The following is a 16,668-nucleotide window of genomic DNA, read 5'->3' as shown; positions in this document are numbered from 1 at the left end:
CCTAGGCCACCGCCAACCGCTTGCGCCCTTTAGCGCGCCGGGCTCGCAAAACTCGTCTGCCGCCGGGCGTGGCCATGCGTGCCCGAAACCCCGAACGGCGAATGCGCTTGCGACAAGTGCCTTCCAAGGTGTGCCTGGTCATCGCCGATCCCCCAGGGAAAACTTCACAAGGTCTTAAAACTTAACACACAAACCTTAACCAAGTCAAGGCCCTAGGGGGCTACTCACCCAGGGAAAAATGGGGTAGCCTGATCCCTATCACCCTCACGCAACGTTGATTTCTGCCGTGACCGAATCGCTGGAAACACGGTGGCATCGGGTATTGGAGCAATTGCAGCTCCGTCTGAGCCGCCCTACATTTGAGACCTGGATCAAGACCATTCGCCCGGACTCGCTGACGGAGAACCGTTTGCGGTTGCTGGCACCCAACCTGTTTGCCCGCAACTGGCTGGTCAAGTCCTACCTGAACACCATCAGCGCGGTGGCGGCGGAGGTGTGGGGGGAACCGCTGGTGGTGGAGATTGAGAGCGCCGAAAGCGAGGTTATTCCGGTCACGACGGCGACCCCAGCGCCTGTGTCCCCCCGTCGGGAACCGACCCCGGAACCCCCTTGCCAGACGCTGAATGCCAAGTACACCTTTAGCCGCTTTGTGGTGGGGGCGACCAACCGGATGGCCCATGCGGCTGCCCTGGCGGTGGCCGAATCCCCTGGGCGGGAATTTAATCCCCTGTTTTTGTGCGGCGGGGTGGGTTTGGGCAAAACCCATTTGATGCAGGCCATTGGGCATTACCGCTTGGAAATTGACCGGGAAGCGCGGGTGTTTTATGTTTCCACCGAGCAATTTACCAATGACTTAATTGAGGCCATCCGCCGGGATAATATGCAGCAATTTCGCGAGAAATATCGGGCTGCAGATTTGCTGTTGGTGGATGATATTCAGTTCATTGAAGGCAAAGAATATACGCAGGAAGAATTCTTCCATACGTTTAATGCCCTGCACGAGGCAGGCAAACAGGTGGTGATTGCTTCCGACCGCCCGCCCAGTTGCATTCCCCGCCTGCAAGAACGGCTGTGTTCCCGGTTTTCGATGGGGTTGATTGCCGACATTCAAGCCCCGGATTTGGAAACCCGCATGGCGATTTTGCAAAAAAAAGCCGAGCAGGAGAATGTGTCTTTACCCGTGGAGGTGATCACCTACATTGCCACCCGCTATACCTCCAACATTCGGGAACTCGAAGGCGCCCTGATTCGCACCCTGGCCTACACGTCTATTTCCGGGGCGGCGATCACGGTGGAAAATGTGGCGGATTTGCTCAATTCCCCGGTGCAAATGACCAAAACCACCCCGGAATTGGTGGTGGATATGGTGGCTGCCGCCTTTGAGGTCTCGGTGCAGGATTTGATGTTTAGCAGCCGCCGCCGCCAGGTGAGTTTTCCCCGCCAGGTCGCCATGTATCTGGTGCGGCAATACACCAACTTGAGCCTGCCCCAGATCGGTCAGTTTTTCGGCGGCAAGGACCACACCACAGTGCTGTATGCCTGCGAAAAAATCGCCCAAAAACGGGACAGCGACCCCAAATTTGCCCAGTTATTGGCGCAAATCAAAGACCGGATTCACCGCTCCGCCCAGGAATTGGGCCACTAAAGCAGGGGTAACTGTTGCTCCGGCGGTTGTTTACCCAAATGCAGCCAAGCGGGCGCCAACGCCACCCGTCCCCGCGGCGTGCGCTGGAGATACCCGATTTGCATCAGGTAGGGTTCATACACATCCTCAATTGTCTGCGGGTCCTCGCCGGTCATAGCCGCCAAGGTCTCCAACCCCGCCGGGCCGCCCTGAAAATGCTCAATCAACACCGTCAGCAGGGCACGGTCCACCCCGTCTAAACCCTGGGGATCGACCGCCAATAGCTCCAAGGCCGTGGCCGCCACCTCCGCGGTAATTGCCGGCATCCCCTGCACCTGGGCGTAATCCCGCACCCGCTTGAGCAGCCGATTGGCAATCCGGGGCGTCCCGCGCGACCGCTGGGCAATGGTGAGCGCCCCTTCCCAGGTGACCTCCACCGCCAACAACTGCGCCGTGCGGGTAATAATCTGCGCCAACTCCGCCACCGTATAAAACCGCAACCGCTGCACCAGGCCAAACCGGTCGCGCAAAGGGGCACTCAAAGCGCCCACGCGGGTCGTCGCCCCCACCAAGGTAAATTTGGGCAAAGTCAAGGAACGGGTGCGCGCCGTAGTGCCCTTGCCCACCGTCACCTCCACCCGGAAATCCTCCATCGCCGTATAGAGGGTTTCCTCCGCCACCCGCGGCAAACGGTGAATCTCATCAATAAACAAAACATCCCCAGCCGCCAAATTCACCAGCAGACCCAACACATCCCGCGGGCGTTCCAGCGCCGGACCACTGGTCATATGGCATTGCCGCCCCATCTCCTGCGCCAACAGCAACGCCAAGGTAGTTTTCCCCAACCCCGGCGGGCCGTAAAGCAATAGGTGATCTAAAGGTTCTCCCCGCCCCTTGGCCGCCGCCACCGCAATCGTGAGCATCTGCTTGAGTTCCGTCTGCCCTAGATACTCCGCCAGCGACCTGGGCCGCAGGGATTCCTCCGGCGCCCCTTGGTGCTCCTGCGCCGTGACCTGGGGTTGCAACAGCGGCTGGCGCCCCCCCGCCCCCTGGGAGGAGACAATCGCCATACCTAGCTGGGCAACTTCACTTCGATGTCCACCCCCGCCGGTAAATCCAGCTTCATCAGCGCATCAATCGTCTTCGACTGCGGCTGATAAATATCAATAATCCGCCGGTGCGTACGCCGCTCAAAATGCTCCCGCGAGTCCTTGTCAATGTGGGGCGACCGCAACACACAGTAAATCCGCCGCTTGGTGGGCAAAGGAATCGGCCCCACCGCATGGGCTTGCGTGCGGTTCACCGTGTCCATAATCCGCTCGCAGGAAGTATCCAACAACCGGTGGTCGTAGGCCTGCAACCGAATCCGAATTTTCTGCTTAGTCAAAGGTGCCATTGCCATCCCTCCCCGAAAACAGGGAACCGCCTGAGCGCGGCCCCCAAAAACCACCCCTAGTTGAGGATTTTGGTCACGACACCCGCCCCGATCGTGCGGCCACCCTCCCGGATGGCAAACCGCATCCCCTGCTCAATGGCAATCGGATGGATCAACTCCACCGTCATCTTCACCCGGTCGCCCGGCATGACCATCTCCACATTCTTGCCATCGTCCGAGGTATAGGCCTTAATTGTGCCTGTCACATCCGTCGTCCGCACGTAAAACTGGGGCTTGTACCCCGCAAAAAAGGGCGTGTGCCGTCCTCCCTCCTCCTTGGTTAGCACGTACACCTCCGATTCAAACTCCGTGTGGGGCTTAATGGTGCCGGGTTTGGCAATCACCATCCCCCGCTCCACATCGCTCTTTTGTAACCCCCGCAACAACATCCCCACGTTGTCGCCGGCAATCCCCTCGTCCAGGGTCTTCTGGAACATCTCCAGACCCGTGACCGTCACCGTGCGGGTTTCGCGTAGGCCGACAATCTCCACCGTCTCGCCCACCTTGATCCGACCCCGCTCGATCCGACCCGTGGCCACCGTACCCCGGCCCGTGATCGAAAACACATCCTCCACCGCCATCAAAAACGGCTTGTCGATCTCCCGCTCCGGCGTCTTGATGTACTCGTCCACCGCATCCATCAACTCGTAAATCTTGTCCACCCACGGGTCCTCACCCCGCAACGTATTGGGTTTGGCCTGCATGACCTCCAGCGCCTTCAACCCCGACCCGCGGATAATGGGAATCTCATCCCCCGGAAAATCGTACTTGCTCAGCAGCTCCCGCAACTCCAGTTCCACCAACTCCAGCAGTTCCTCGTCATCGGCCATGTCCACCTTGTTCAGGAACACCACAATATTGGGCACCCCCACCTGCTTGGCCAGCAGAATATGTTCCCGCGTCTGGGGCATCGGGCCGTCTGTTGCCGCCACCACCAAAATCGCCCCGTCCATCTGCGCCGCCCCGGTGATCATGTTTTTCACATAGTCCGCATGGCCAGGGCAGTCCACGTGGGCATAGTGGCGCTTTTCCGTCTCGTACTCCACGTGCGCCGTGTTAATCGTGATCCCCCGCGCTTTCTCCTCCGGCGCCGCATCGATCTCATCGTACCGGCGAGCCTTGGCCTTCCCCTGCGCCGCCAGGGTCATGGTGATCGCAGCCGTCAAGGTGGTTTTGCCGTGATCCACGTGGCCAATGGTGCCAATGTTCACGTGGGGCTTGGTCCGTTCAAATTTTGCGCGTGCCATGGATGTCCTGTCCCTCTGTAATTAAGCGTTCCCTTTTGCTTTGATGATGGTTTCGGCCACGTTGCGCGGCACTTCATCATAGTGACTGAACTCCATTGTAAAGACCCCCCGGCCCTGGGTCATAGACCGAATGTCCGTAGCGTAGCCAAACATTTCCGCGAGGGGCACCTTGGCCGTAACCTTTGCCACCCCGCCTTCCGAGGACATACCCTCGATTTGACCACGCCGGGAGTTCAGATTACCCATAATATCACCTAAATAATTTTCTGGCACCTCCACCTCCACTTTCATCATCGGTTCGAGCAGCACCGGCGCACACTTCATGACCCCCTCCTTAACCGCGATGGAACCGGCAAACTTAAAGGCCATTTCCGACGAGTCCACCTCGTGATACGAACCATCCACCAACGTCACCTTCAGGTCAATCACCGGATAACCGGCCAGAATCCCCCCCTCGCAGGCTTCCCGAACCCCCTGCTCCACCGCCGGAATGTACTCCTTGGGGATCACCCCCCCCACAATCTTGGACACAAACTCCAGCCCCGACCCCGGCGGCCCCGGCTCAATCTCAATCACCACATGGCCGTACTGACCTTTCCCACCGCTTTGCCGAATATACTTGCCCTCTTGCACCGTGGATTTGCGAATCGTCTCCCGGTAGGCCACCTGGGGATTGCCCACGTTCGCTTCCACGTTGAATTCCCGCAACATCCGGTCCACCAGGATTTCCAGATGCAGTTCCCCCATACCGGAAATAATCGTCTGGTTGGTCTCCGGGTCCACCGCCACCCGAAACGTGGGGTCCTCCTTCGCCAAAGCCTGCAACGCCTTGGAAAGCTTGTCAATATCCGCCTTGGTTTTCGGCTCAATCGCCACCGAGATCACCGGCTCCGGAATAAACAGGGTCTCCAGAATCACCGGGTGGTTCTCATCGCACAGAGTATCGCCGGTAATGGTGTCTTTCAACCCCAACACCGCCCCCAAATCCCCCGCGCGCAGCTCTTCCACCTCCAGCCGTTCATCCGCCTTGAGCACCACCAAGCGCGACAGCCGCTCCTTTTTCCCCTTGGTGGAATTGAGCGCATAGGTGCCCCGCTGCATCACCCCGGAATACACCCGCACAAAGGTCAAATCCCCAAACTTGTCCGACATGATCTTAAACGCCAGCGCCGCCAGGGGTTCGTTGTCGTCCGCCCGCCGCTCCGTCTCTTCACCGCTCGGCAACCTCCCCTTAATGGCAGGAATGTCCACCGGTGAGGGCAAATAATCCACCACCGCATCCAACAGCAACTGCACCCCCTTGTTTTTGAAGGCCGAACCACACAGCATGGGCACCATTTTCCCCGCAATGGTCGCCTTGCGGATGGCAGTGCGGATTTCCTCTTCCGTCAGCTCTTCCCCTTCCAAATACTTTTCCGTCAACACATCATCGGTTTCGGCCACTGCTTCCACCAACTTTGCCCGAAACTCCTGCACCTTCTCGCGCAATTCCGCCGGAATGGCTACCTTGCGGATGTCCTTGCCGATCTCATCAAAATACTCAAACCCACACATCCGCACCAGATCGACCACACCCCGGAAGTGGTCTTCCGCCCCAATCGGCAGTTGAATCGGCACGGCATTGGCCCGCAGCCGGTCGCGCACCTGGTCGTACACCTTGTAAAAATTCGCCCCGGAGCGGTCCATCTTGTTCACAAAAATAATCCGCGGCACCCGGTAACGGTCGGCCTGCCGCCACACGGTTTCCGTCTGGGGCTGTACCCCCCCCACCGAGCACAGCACCGTGATCACCCCGTCGAGCACCCGCATCGAGCGCTCCACCTCAATCGTGAAATCCACGTGCCCCGGCGTGTCAATAATATTAATCGCATATTCGGGCGCGCCGGGCAGGGGTTGCGCCGGGTTGTCCGGGTCCCGTTTGGCCCAACGGGTGCTAATGGCCGCCGCCGTAATCGTAATCCCCCGCTCCCGCTCCTGCGCCATCCAGTCGGTGACCGAGGTGCCCTCGTGGACCTCCCCCATCTTGTGCACCAGCCCGGAATAAAACAAAATGCGTTCGGTGGTCGTGGTCTTACCGGCATCAATGTGGGCGGCAATGCCCATGTTCCGCACGCGTTCAATCGGGGTCGTTCGAGCCACGGGTTCCTCCTGGATGACCTAGGAATGCAAAGATGTCCGTTACAAATTTTATCGTTATTTTGCCCGGTTGGGGAAGTCGCCCTAATAGCGGTAGTGGGCAAAGGCTTTGTTGGCTTCGGCCATGCGGTGGGTTTCTTCCCGCTTTTTGATGGCGCCGCCGGTTTCGTTGGCCGCATCCATGAGTTCACTGGCCAGTTTCATCGCCATCGTTTTGCCGTTGCGTTGGCGGGCATAGGTGGTCAACCAGCGCAACGCCAGGGTTGTCCCCCGTTCGCTCCGCACTTCCACAGGCACTTGGTAGGTGGCACCCCCCACCCGCCGGGCCTTGACCTCCACCAGGGGCGTGGCGTTGCGTACCGCTTGCTCTAGGGTTTCCACGGGGTCCTTGCCCGTGCGTTCCTGCACGGTGGCCAGAGCCTCATAGACCAGCCGGTAAGCCAGGTGTTTTTTGCCCCGTTTGAGGACATGGGAAACCAACATGTTCACCAGCCGACTGTTGTACACGGGGTCGGCGGCCACAGGGCGGCGTTTGACACGGCGACGACGGGACATAGGCGTAATGGGGAAAGAAGTTCATTTCTTCTTGGCACCACCTTTGGCGGCGGGAGCGGCAGCTTGCCCAGGTTTGGGGCGTTTGACCCCGTATTTGGAACGGCCCTGGTTGCGGGGCGGAAGTTGGCCGGGATGTTTCACCCCGGCGGCATCCAAGGCCCCCCGGATGATGTGATAGCGCACGCCCGGCAAATCCTTGACCCGACCGCCCCGAATCAGCACCACCGAATGCTCCTGCAAGTTGTGCCCGATGCCCGGAATGTAGGAAGTCACCTCAAAACCGGAGGTCAAACGCACCCGCGCGACCTTGCGGAGGGCGGAGTTGGGTTTTTTGGGGGTGGTGGTGTACACACGGGTACAAACCCCCCGCCGTTGGGGACAGCCCTTCAAGGCCGGCGATTTGGTTTTGCGCTTGAGGCTTTCCCGCTCCGAACGCACCAGTTGCTGGATGGTGGGCATAACCAAAAATTTTTAAGCAGCAATTGCCCATTATGCCAAGATGGGCGTTTCTCTGTCAAATGGGCGCCCACGGTCTAAAGTGGGGATCAGCGGTGTTGGGTCAGGTTGGATGCGGTTTGCCGAGTGGTTGCAACATCTCCGCCGCTGTCGGGTGATGGGTGTGGTGCGGGCGGGGGATGCGTCCTTGGCCTACCAGATGGGCACGGTGCTGGCGCAGGCAGGGATACGATTCATCGAAGTTACCTGGGACTGTCCGGAGGCGCACCAGATTATTCCCCGGCTGCAGTTGGCCTACCCGGACTGCTGGGTGGGCACAGGCACCATTTTGACCTCGGCGGATTTGGCCCAGGCTTTGGCGGCGGGGGTGGATTTTGTGTTTACGCCGCACACGGAACGGGGGCTGATCGCCACCAGTACGTCAGCGGGGGTGCCCTTGGTACCGGGGGCGTTAACCCCTACGGAAATTGTGCAGGCGTACCAGTGGGGTGCCCCGGCGGTGAAGGTCTTTCCCATCAGCAGTGTCGGAGGGGCGGCCTATCTGCGGCAGTTGCGCGCACCCCTGGGCCATATCCCCCTTATCCCCACCGGGGGCGTGACTCGGGCGAATGCGGGCGAGTTGCTGGCTGCCGGCGCCTTGGCCGTGGGGCTCAGCCGCGACCTCTTCCCAGAACCCTGGTTCTCCCAACGGGACTGGGCGGGGCTGGTGCGGGAATTGGCCGCTTGGCTGGACCACTTGGGGCTTACAGGGGTTGCAGGAAAGGATTCGCTGTGACCAGTTCTTCCCGCGTCAAGGTGTCCCCCTCCGCTTGCGGGAACCAGAGAATTTCCAAGGCCAAGAGGCTGTCGGCACCCAGGCTCCCCAGGGTGGTTAGGGCGTTTTTAAGGTCTGTCAAGGTGTGGATCACCGGTAATTTCACGGGCGTGGTGGTTGCCACTATCAGGGTTACCAGCAGGTATTCGCCGGGCCTGTCCTGGTGCAACGGTACGGTGGGCGACTGGACGGTGGCGTTGACCAGGGTTTCCTGTTGCACCTGCGCCCGCACCCGCAACGCTAGCCGGTTAAATTCGCTTTCTGCCTGGGTCAGGGGCACGTTTTCCGCACTGGTGTAGGCATAGCTCCAGTATTCCGGGTGACGCAGTAATGCCAGGGTCAGCGCTTGGACCAATTGCGCGCGCCCCTCAGCCGTATCGGGTCGGCTGGTTTGTGCCAGTTGCGTCAGTTCCGCTTGCAAACTGCGCGCCTGCGCCAAGAGGGCCACCTGGAGTTGCGCCACTGTGACCTTGGGGTTTGACAGGGCTTCTTCCTGCCGTTGCTCCTGGAACCGCTGGACGGCCTGCAGAATCAAGCCAGCGGCGCTCACCAGCAACACCACCGACAGCAGGCCACCACCCCCAATAAAAAAGGGTGTAAACAGGGGAAAGCCAATCCCGCCCCCGCCGTAGTAGTAGCCGCGGCTGTAGCCATAGCTGGGATTGACGCTGCGGCTGGGCAGGCGGTAACTGCTGGTGGGCATCCGAAACGAACCGCCGCTGATGCGCCCCCCTGTGCGCGCCGCCCAGGCCGGGGAAACGCTACTCAACGTCAAAATTGCCACCAACGCCACCAAACCCAAAATTCGTACCCAAGAACGCTTTACCATAACCACCCTCATCCGGGGAATGAACGTTTTAGCGAGCCAATCATTACCTATTCTACCCACTGCCCTACGGCCTTGGGTTGCGGGGGCGCGGGTGGGAGGTCCTGGGCGAGCGGTTCTAACTGTAAGCGCAGTTCTTCTGCTAGGGAAATCAATTTGCCCAAGCCCCGGATCAGGCGTTTGAGGTCTTCCCGCACCTGCGGGTCGCCGGTGACTTGATCCACATCGGTCGCCACCTTGCGAAAGGCCGCGAAGGTGGCTTGGGCCGTCTCCAGCGTGCGCTCCAGGCGCACCAAACTGCTGCGGATCGTCCGTTCATTGGCCCGGAGCAAACCGGTCATGGTATCTGCCGTCGTACCCACCTTCACCCCCGCCTGTTCCACCTGTTGCGCTGCTGCTTGCAATTCTCGAAACGCCCGCCGGGCATCCTGAGTCACCTGTTTTAGGTCTTTGGTCAGGCTGCCCAACCCCTGGGTCAGTGCCGCCAGATTCTCGACCAAGGCCGCATCGTCCAACTGTTGCACCAAGGTCGCCGTCGCTTGAATCAGGTCATCAAAGCCAGGGCTGTTTTGACCCGTGACTTGCGTGCCCTGGCAGACAATCTGCTGCGCGTCACAATCCCGGCTCTGGGGACCGGCACCTATGGCTGCCACATCCACATCCTGCCGGGGCAGAATGTCCACAAATGTCTGCCCTACCAACCCACCGCTGAGGACGCGAAACTGGCTGTTTTTGGGAATCAGGGTACGGTTACGGCTAATCTCCACCGTCACCAGCACCTGATTCACCTGCGGCTCAATGGCGACCACCCGCCCGACTTCCACACCCCGCAGGCGCACCGACGCACCCACGCTTAGCCCCCCCGCATGGCGAAAAGCCACCTGGAAACGGTAGCGGTTGGTGTTAAAGGTCACATTTTCCACCCAAAGAACCATCCCCACCAGGGCGGCCACGGTTGCCAAGATGAACAAACCCAAAAATCCTTCTCGTTGCCGGCGAGACGGTTTGGCGGCGGTTGTCATGGTCAACGCACCCACAGCTTCTTCCAGTATAGCGGTGGCCTGGCGTGGTACACACAACGGGCCTTGGCATGGTCCCGCGCCGAAAAGGAACCGGCACAGACGGGGAACTCACGATGTAAGACTCATCACTAAACGCCATGTATTGACGCCAAAATACCGGGGTGCCAGATGTGAGTGTCGCAAACGTTCCGTACTCGTGGTCTGCGGCTTCATCTAATTCATCTCATCTAATTCATCTAATTAGTAAAAGTGGCTAGGAACCACAACCTTGAAAACAGCTTGGGGGGTTCGGCGAAGCTATGAACGTTGCTAGGGAACCACATTTTTTTAATGTTGGAGTTTGGGGCCTGGTTGCTCTCAAGGTATCCTGTCCACTAGCGGTAGAAATCGCAAAAGATAGTAAAAGCCACCCCCTGGCGAGGATGGCCGTTCAGCAAACATAAGCAATAGTGCAAGGTTAGACTTCGTAGGGTTCTTGCCCAGTAAATTTCAGCTTGGCAGGTTCGGGGTTTTGCCCAATCCGCCGGTCCTTTTTGCCCACATAAGGCCGCCCCGCATTGACCTTTTCCGGGTAAACCCCGTCCGCCGGATGCAGATATTGGATTTCCCCGTTGGGATAAATGCGGTAGATTTTGTAGTCAATCTTGAATTTGGTCCGCAGTTGTGTCCCCAGCGCCAAGCATTGTTCTTTGCGCGCCAGGTAGAGCAAATTATCCCCCTCACGCATGATAGCAGCGCCACCGGTGGGCATTTCAAACACCTGTTCTTTTTTGCTCGTCCAGGTGATGGCGTACTTTTCCTCCACTTCAGCTTTGCGGAGCAGACCACCGGTACTGCCACCAAAAATCGGGGCGGGCGTTTCCAGATTGAGCGTCATAGAGGTATTCCACACAAGTTACTGGTTGGCATCCTAGCATCCCCCTGGCCTAGGCGGACCAACCTGTGAAAAAGCTTTACACTCGCTGGCAGGTCAACCGCTCCGCCACCACGTCCACCCGAATCGTGTCTCCCTCTTGGAAGGTGCCCTTGAGCAACTCGCGGGCGATGAGGGTTTCCAGGTGGCGTTGAATCGCCCGTTTCAAGGGCCGCGCCCCGTACACCGGGTCGTAACCCACCTCGGCGAGAAAATCCACCGCCGCTTCCGTCAGTTCGAGGCCGATTTTTTGCTCTGCCAAACGCTTTTGCAACCGCTGGATTTGCAGGTTGACAATCTGCCGCAATTGGGGTTTGGTCAAACTTTGGAAGATGATGATTTCATCGATCCGGTTGAGAAATTCCGGGCGGAAATTTTCCCGTAAAATTTCCAATACCCGCTGGCGCAATTCTTCATCTTTTTCCGGTTGTCCCGCCAGGTCAAGAATGTATTGGGAACCCAGATTGCTGGTCATAATGATCACCGTATTTTTGAAGTCCACCGTGCGTCCCTGGGAATCGGTTAACCGCCCATCGTCCAGGATTTGCAACATGATATTAAACACATCCTCGTGAGCTTTTTCAATTTCATCAAAGAGAATCACCGCATAGGGACGACGGCGAATCGCTTCTGTCAATTGCCCCCCTTCCTCATAGCCCACATACCCCGGTGGCGCCCCAATCAACCGGGCCACAGTATGCCGCTCCATATATTCCGACATATCAATCCGCACTAGGGCATGTTCCGTGTCAAACAAGTACTCGGCAAGGGCTTTGGCTAATTCCGTTTTCCCTACCCCCGTCGGCCCCAAGAAAATAAAACTGGCAATTGGCCGATTGGGGTCAGATAGCCCCGCCCGCGAACGCTGAATTGCTTCTGCCACCGCCGTCACCGCCGCCTCTTGCCCGATGATCCGCCGGTGCAATTCTTCTTCTAAATGCAACAGCCGTTCTTTTTCCGAGGCGACTAATTTGGTCACCGGAATCCCCGTCCATTTGGCAATAATTTCGGCAATGTCGGCTTCGGTTACTTCCTCGCGCAAAAGATTTGTACCAGAAATTTGCAATTCCCGCAATTTTTGCTCGGTGGCCTGCAATTTTTTCTCTAGCTCTGCCCGTTTGCCGTATTTCAACGTAGCCGCCCGGTTCAGGTCGTATTCCCGCTCCGCCTGCTGAATTTCCACATCAATTTGGGCGAGGGCTTCTTTGATGGCTTTGCGCTGGTCGAGAATTTCTTTTTCCGCTTGCCATTGGGCATTTAATTGCTGTTGTTTGGCTTTCAATTCTGCCAATTCCCGCTCCAGTTTTTGCAGGCGCTCTTTTGCCGTTTCATCTTTTTGCAGGGATAACCGCTCCATCTCTAACTGGAGAATTTTCCGGTCAATTTCATCCAGTTCCTCCGGCTTCGAGGTAGTTTCCATCTTTAATTTGGCAGCCGCTTCATCCACCAAGTCAATGGCCTTGTCTGGCAAAAAGCGGTCGCTGATGTAGCGATTGGACAAAGTGGCAGCGGCAATCAGGGCCGAATCGGAAATTTTCACGTTGTGGTGGGTTTCGTAGCGGTCTTTTAACCCCCGCAAAATGGAAATCGTATCTTCTACACTGGGTTCTTGCACATAAATTTGCTGGAACCGGCGTTCTAAAGCGGCATCTTTTTCAATATATTTGCGGTACTCGTCGAGGGTGGTTGCCCCAATACAGCGCAGTTCTCCCCGCGCAAGCATGGGTTTGAGTAAATTCCCCGCATCCATCGCTCCTTCGGTGGCACCTGCACCCACCACCGTATGAATTTCATCAATAAACAAAATAATTTGCCCCTCGGAACTGGTCACTTCTTTGAGTACGGCTTTGAGACGGTCTTCAAATTCACCCCGATATTTCGCACCGGCAATTAACGCCCCCATGTCCAAACTAATCACCCGCCGATTCTGTAGGGATTCGGGTACATCACCGCTAATAATTCGGCGCGCCAAACCCTCCACAATTGCCGTTTTCCCCACCCCAGGCTCTCCGATCAAAACGGGGTTGTTTTTGGTGCGCCGGGAGAGGATTTGGATCATGCGGCGAATTTCATCATCCCGCCCGATTACCGGGTCCAGTTTCCCTTCGGCAGCTTGGCGGGTCAGGTCACGGCCATACTTTTCTAGGGCTTCATAATTGGCTTCAGCATTGCGACTTTTCACCGTTTGGCTCCCCCGAATCTGTTGAATAACCTCCTTGAATTTGCGATCCCCGCTGACCCCAAATTCCTGGAACAATTTTTTGCCGCACCGGTCGTCCTGGGTGTAGGCCAATACCAAATGCTCAACAGCAATAAAATCATCCTTAAATTCTTGCCGATATTGTTCCGCCCGGTCGAGCAGTTTATCTAAACTATTGCCGATGTAAACCTGCCCATCCCCACCGGTAATTTTGGGGTTGCGGCGCACGAGGGCTTCCACTTTGTCCCGCAACTGTTGGGGATTGATGTTGAGCCGTTGCAGGATGCTATTGGCCAGACCTTCTGCGTTTAAGAGCGCCAATAATAAATGTTCCGATTCGATTTGTTGTTGCTGGTATTGTTTGGTCAGTTCTACCGCTTGGACGATGGCACTCCAGGCGCTTTCGGTAAATTTATTTGGGTCATTGGGTTGCATAGGAAATCACCAAAGGTCATCAGTTTTTCGGGAATCTTTTACCAGTATAGAGCCGGGATTGGCAGGGTTAGGTGTGGTCATCCGTATGTCCCAGGGCAATCTTCCGAACCGGGGTAAGGCATCGCCGCGCTTGCCCATTTCTGGTGTTAGTTGCGCCCCAGTTGCTGCTCTAATTCGGTGAGTTTTGCTTGGTATTGATCCTGCGTGAGGAGGCCTTGTTTGAATTGTTCATTCAAGGCGGTAATGTGCTGGGCGTAATCCCGTTGTTTTTGTTCAATGTAGGCTCGGTTTTCCCGGTATTTTTGTTCCCCTTCACGGCGGGCTTGTCGGAAGGCAGCTTGCAGGGCTTGGGCATCCAATTTACCTCCGGAGGCGTAGTACTGGTTGGCGACTTTGCCAAACGCCCAGGTGGAGGCATAGGAGAGGGAAGCTCCCACCACACTGCCCCAGCCGGGAATGAGTTTGGCGGCATTGCTGACTGCGATCCGAAATAGAGATAGCCCCATGCCCCCCACCATGCCGTCGCGCAGGAGTTCGGCGTCCCTACGGTTGGTGGTGTAGCCCCAGTAGCGGCCAATTTCTTCAATCATCTTCAGTTGAAACGTGAGAATGGCAATATCCACCACCAAGGCCACGCCGGGGATGGGAAAAGCCCCCAGCACGGCGGTAAAAATGGCGTAGTTTTGGATCACCTGGTCAATGGTTTTCTCCCGCTCGACCGGGTCGTCAATGGGGGCAATGTCCGCCGGTAACAGAGTGTTGCGAGCGTCATCTAAAAACCGCTGCACCAGGTCGGTTTTGGCGGGGGTGGCGCCAAAAGCGTTGCGGATGCGCACCAGCACTTCCCGCTCTTCCGGCGAACGGTTGCGGTCGGCACAGGCCAGGGCCAAAGCGGCGGCATACACCTGCTCGCGGGCAGCAGGGGTAGTAATCTGCGCCAGTTCGGCTTCCAGGTCAATATCTTCCCGCACCAAATCCAGCAGGGAGACTTCTGGAGGCAAGCCTAGGGTTTCACAGGTTTCCAGGAGAATTTGCTCCTCCTCCGCCCGAAAAATGCCGTCGGCACGGGCCATGAAGATCAGCACCTTGATCCCAGCAATCGCTTCTTGGGGAGTAAGAGACATCGTCTATTCCGACCGCACGGCCACAAAGGGTTGCTTTTATTGTAGAGGGCAGGCGGGGCAACGCCGGTTTCGGCTACACTTTCTTTACAATTGAAAAAAAGACAATTAAAAAAGGCACAGGCCCCCTCGACCCATGCAGACCGCCTCCTATTCCCTGAACGTGCCGTTGACCCTGGACCCGGACTATCGGGTAGCGGTGGGTTTGGTGGCAATAGGTGCAACCGTAGCCCTGTGGTCTTGGCCGATGGGTTTGGGGTTGGGTGCGCTGGCTGTCTTTTTGGGTTGGCAGACGACGGTATTGCGCTGGACGTTTACGGAAACGGCGGTGGTCTTGACCCGCCAGGGCCAACCGCTCCGGGAATTTCCCTACTCAGACTGGCAGGATTGGTATCTGTTTTGGCCGGGTCTGCCGGTGATTCTATTTTTCCGCGAGAACAACCGCATCCATTTTGTCCCGGTTTTGTTTGACCCGGTGGCCCTGCGCCGCTATCTTACCCACTACTGTCCCCCTAGAGAAACCCATTGATGGAACCTTTGGATGTAGCTGCTCTGGAAGCGCAAATTCAACAATTGCAGGCGGAGATTGCCCGGTTGCAGGCGGAAAAAGCGGACTGGCAAAACCAACTTCAACAGGTGCAAACCCAATGGCAACAATTCCTGCCCCAGGCATTGCGGGAGTTAGAAGAACGCAGGCAGAAACTGCATCTTAGCATCGAACAGTTGGAACGGCGGCAGGAACGCATCCAAAAGGAAATGCGCTCAACTTTTGCCGGGGCTTCTCAGGATATTGCGGTGCGGGTGCAGGGGTTCAAGGATTACCTGCGGGGGGCCTTGCAGGAGTTGGTTGCCAGTGTGGAGGAATTGCCCCTGTTGCCCACGCCCCCTGCGGCGCCAGCGGCGGAACCGGAACCCCCCCCGGCCCGTTCTGGCAAACCCGCTCCTTTGAAACTGGCCGCGGCCACCTACGCCGACCAGGTGGAGGTCATCGAGGAATGCCTAGAGCAGTACCGCACCCAACCGGATTACTACGGCCCGGCCTGGCAGTTGCGCCGTACCTTCGAGCCGGTGCACGAAGAACGGGTGCGCCGCTGGTTTTTGGAACAGGGGGGCCGCGGCGCCCTGCGGAGTCTGGGCAGTCGGCTGCAAAACATCCTGGTTGCGGCGGCAATTATTTCCATCCTGCGGCAACTGTATGACGTTGACCTGCGGGTGTTGGTACTGGCCAATGGCCCGGAACGGCTGGGGGAATGGCGGCGGGGTTTACAGGACTGCCTGGGCATCAGTCGGTCTGACTTTGGGGCAGAAGGTGGCATTTTGCTCTTTGAGTCGCCGGAGGCGCTGGCCCAAAAGGCGGATCGGTTGGAACGGGAGGATTTGGTGCCTTTTATCGTGATGGATGAGGGCGATGGTACGGTGCCGGTGGCCTTGTTGCAGTTTCCCTTGTGGTTGACCTTTGCCCCTGACCCCAAAAAGATGCGGCAGCGGCAGATGGAAGACGATGAATTCGATTTCAAATTGTTTTAGTGTTTAGATTGTGTTAGTTCCGGAGTATTGAACCCTGCAACCAATGTTTTGGTTATGGCCATCCTTTAGATCACGGGGCTATCCCAATTCTTTTGGAGATTGAAAAAGAATCCCACAGGCCGTGGGTGAGAGGCTGGTTTTTCTAAGAACCGGTTGCGTAATGCGTCATTGTTGGGGATGGCTATGGGTGCAGGTTTTGGCGTAACCCCCAAGTTTTATAGCTAAGCAGGCAAAGGTTGACATATAGAGCAGATGACTGAATCGATGATGTCATGAAGGTTTTGGGTTGTGGATGTCATAGTTTTTCTAACTCTTTGCTTGATTCTATGCCATTGATGCTCAATCGGGTTTAAATCG

At 57.3% G+C, this 16,668-nt stretch carries 16 protein-coding genes; 4 read left to right on the top strand and 12 right to left on the bottom strand.

Features of this window, described 5'->3' with window-relative positions; translation table 11 throughout:
- Position 1 precedes the first annotated feature (1 nt).
- Positions 2-142 (bottom strand): 50S ribosomal protein L34, encoded by a 141-nt coding sequence (gene rpmH, locus ACWISF_RS07725; protein WP_448381006.1) that lies wholly within the window; start codon positions 140-142, stop codon positions 2-4.
- Positions 143-286: 144 nt separating this feature from the next.
- Here rpmH and dnaA point away from each other — a divergent pair, with 144 nt between their 5' ends.
- The gene (gene dnaA / locus ACWISF_RS07720; RefSeq protein WP_448381005.1) at positions 287-1,645 is read left to right on the top strand and encodes a chromosomal replication initiator protein DnaA; all 1,359 of its coding nucleotides are present in this window, start codon (positions 287-289) and stop codon (positions 1,643-1,645) included.
- On the opposite strand, the gene ruvB is transcribed toward dnaA, so the two are convergent.
- The 6 genes from ruvB to rpsL form a co-directional block, all read right to left on the bottom strand.
- Positions 1,642-2,694, bottom strand: coding sequence for a Holliday junction branch migration DNA helicase RuvB (gene ruvB, locus ACWISF_RS07715; protein WP_448381004.1), 1,053 nt, complete (start codon positions 2,692-2,694; stop codon positions 1,642-1,644). The two genes, dnaA and ruvB, sit on opposite strands and share 4 nt — an antisense overlap.
- Before the next feature lie 2 nt (positions 2,695-2,696).
- On the bottom strand, positions 2,697-3,020 hold the full coding sequence (gene rpsJ / locus ACWISF_RS07710) for a 30S ribosomal protein S10 (protein WP_448381003.1): 324 nt from the start codon (positions 3,018-3,020) through the stop codon (positions 2,697-2,699).
- 56 nt (positions 3,021-3,076) lie between these two features.
- On the bottom strand, positions 3,077-4,306 hold the full coding sequence (tuf, locus tag ACWISF_RS07705) for an elongation factor Tu (protein WP_448381002.1): 1,230 nt from the start codon (positions 4,304-4,306) through the stop codon (positions 3,077-3,079).
- A 21-nt stretch (positions 4,307-4,327) separates the two neighbouring features.
- Complete coding sequence (gene fusA / locus ACWISF_RS07700; RefSeq protein WP_448381001.1) at positions 4,328-6,445, bottom strand: elongation factor G; 2,118 nt, start codon at positions 6,443-6,445, stop codon at positions 4,328-4,330.
- Between the two features lie 81 nt (positions 6,446-6,526).
- Positions 6,527-6,997, bottom strand: coding sequence for a 30S ribosomal protein S7 (rpsG, locus tag ACWISF_RS07695; RefSeq protein WP_448381000.1), 471 nt, complete (start codon positions 6,995-6,997; stop codon positions 6,527-6,529).
- 21 nt (positions 6,998-7,018) lie between these two features.
- The gene (rpsL, locus tag ACWISF_RS07690; RefSeq protein WP_448380999.1) at positions 7,019-7,456 is read right to left on the bottom strand and encodes a 30S ribosomal protein S12; all 438 of its coding nucleotides are present in this window, start codon (positions 7,454-7,456) and stop codon (positions 7,019-7,021) included.
- A gap of 109 nt (positions 7,457-7,565) precedes the next feature.
- On the opposite strand from rpsL, the gene ACWISF_RS07685 reads away from it, so the two are divergent.
- A complete protein-coding gene (locus ACWISF_RS07685) occupies positions 7,566-8,228 on the top strand; it encodes a bifunctional 4-hydroxy-2-oxoglutarate aldolase/2-dehydro-3-deoxy-phosphogluconate aldolase (protein WP_448380998.1) in 663 nt (220 codons plus the stop codon).
- On the opposite strand, the gene ACWISF_RS07680 is transcribed toward ACWISF_RS07685, so the two are convergent.
- The 5 genes from ACWISF_RS07680 to ACWISF_RS07660 all read right to left on the bottom strand — a co-directional run bounded on the left by ACWISF_RS07680 (position 8,197) and on the right by ACWISF_RS07660 (position 14,787).
- Positions 8,197-9,096 (bottom strand): DUF1517 domain-containing protein, encoded by a 900-nt coding sequence (locus ACWISF_RS07680; RefSeq protein WP_448380997.1) that lies wholly within the window; start codon positions 9,094-9,096, stop codon positions 8,197-8,199. The two genes, ACWISF_RS07685 and ACWISF_RS07680, sit on opposite strands and share 32 nt — an antisense overlap.
- Positions 9,097-9,143: 47 nt before the next feature.
- On the bottom strand, positions 9,144-10,115 hold the full coding sequence (locus ACWISF_RS07675; RefSeq protein ID WP_448380996.1) for an MlaD family protein: 972 nt from the start codon (positions 10,113-10,115) through the stop codon (positions 9,144-9,146).
- 457 nt (positions 10,116-10,572) lie between these two features.
- A complete protein-coding gene (locus ACWISF_RS07670; RefSeq protein ID WP_448380995.1) occupies positions 10,573-10,992 on the bottom strand; it encodes a photosystem I reaction center subunit II PsaD in 420 nt (139 codons plus the stop codon).
- Positions 10,993-11,068: 76 nt separating this feature from the next.
- The gene (gene clpB, locus ACWISF_RS07665) at positions 11,069-13,663 is read right to left on the bottom strand and encodes an ATP-dependent chaperone ClpB (RefSeq protein WP_448380994.1); all 2,595 of its coding nucleotides are present in this window, start codon (positions 13,661-13,663) and stop codon (positions 11,069-11,071) included.
- A 146-nt stretch (positions 13,664-13,809) separates the two neighbouring features.
- Positions 13,810-14,787 (bottom strand): hypothetical protein, encoded by a 978-nt coding sequence (locus ACWISF_RS07660; protein WP_448380993.1) that lies wholly within the window; start codon positions 14,785-14,787, stop codon positions 13,810-13,812.
- A 133-nt stretch (positions 14,788-14,920) separates the two neighbouring features.
- On the opposite strand from ACWISF_RS07660, the gene ACWISF_RS07655 reads away from it, so the two are divergent.
- Entirely contained in the window at positions 14,921-15,313 is a 393-nt protein-coding gene (locus ACWISF_RS07655; RefSeq protein ID WP_448380992.1) for a DUF3119 family protein, read from the top strand.
- Positions 15,313-16,311, top strand: coding sequence for a DUF3086 domain-containing protein (locus tag ACWISF_RS07650; protein ID WP_448380991.1), 999 nt, complete (start codon positions 15,313-15,315; stop codon positions 16,309-16,311). Before ACWISF_RS07655 ends, ACWISF_RS07650 begins: the two co-directional genes overlap by 1 nt.
- Positions 16,312-16,668 lie beyond the last annotated feature (357 nt).

The sequence above is a fragment of the Gloeomargarita sp. genome (assembly GCF_053491055.1).
Note: the sequence above shows the minus strand (reverse complement) of the source record. Positions and strands in the feature narration are given on the sequence as shown.

What these genes read in the sequence shown, in the direction of transcription:
- rpmH (WP_448381006.1), bottom strand. Translation starts at nt 142, where the DNA reads ATGACCAGGCACACCTTGGAAGGCACTTGTCGCAAGCGCATTCGCCGT.
- ruvB (WP_448381004.1), bottom strand. Translation starts at nt 2,694, where the DNA reads ATGGCGATTGTCTCCTCCCAGGGGGCGGGGGGGCGCCAGCCGCTGTTG.
- rpsJ (WP_448381003.1), bottom strand. Translation starts at nt 3,020, where the DNA reads ATGGCACCTTTGACTAAGCAGAAAATTCGGATTCGGTTGCAGGCCTAC.
- tuf (WP_448381002.1), bottom strand. Translation starts at nt 4,306, where the DNA reads ATGGCACGCGCAAAATTTGAACGGACCAAGCCCCACGTGAACATTGGC.
- rpsG (WP_448381000.1), bottom strand. Translation starts at nt 6,997, where the DNA reads ATGTCCCGTCGTCGCCGTGTCAAACGCCGCCCTGTGGCCGCCGACCCC.
- rpsL (WP_448380999.1), bottom strand. Translation starts at nt 7,456, where the DNA reads ATGCCCACCATCCAGCAACTGGTGCGTTCGGAGCGGGAAAGCCTCAAG.
- ACWISF_RS07685 (WP_448380998.1), top strand. Translation starts at nt 7,566, where the DNA reads ATGCGGTTTGCCGAGTGGTTGCAACATCTCCGCCGCTGTCGGGTGATG.
- ACWISF_RS07680 (WP_448380997.1), bottom strand. Translation starts at nt 9,096, where the DNA reads ATGGTAAAGCGTTCTTGGGTACGAATTTTGGGTTTGGTGGCGTTGGTG.
- ACWISF_RS07675 (WP_448380996.1), bottom strand. Translation starts at nt 10,115, where the DNA reads ATGACAACCGCCGCCAAACCGTCTCGCCGGCAACGAGAAGGATTTTTG.
- ACWISF_RS07670 (WP_448380995.1), bottom strand. Translation starts at nt 10,992, where the DNA reads ATGACGCTCAATCTGGAAACGCCCGCCCCGATTTTTGGTGGCAGTACC.
- clpB (WP_448380994.1), bottom strand. Translation starts at nt 13,663, where the DNA reads ATGCAACCCAATGACCCAAATAAATTTACCGAAAGCGCCTGGAGTGCC.
- ACWISF_RS07660 (WP_448380993.1), bottom strand. Translation starts at nt 14,787, where the DNA reads ATGTCTCTTACTCCCCAAGAAGCGATTGCTGGGATCAAGGTGCTGATC.
- ACWISF_RS07655 (WP_448380992.1), top strand. Translation starts at nt 14,921, where the DNA reads ATGCAGACCGCCTCCTATTCCCTGAACGTGCCGTTGACCCTGGACCCG.
- ACWISF_RS07650 (WP_448380991.1), top strand. Translation starts at nt 15,313, where the DNA reads ATGGAACCTTTGGATGTAGCTGCTCTGGAAGCGCAAATTCAACAATTG.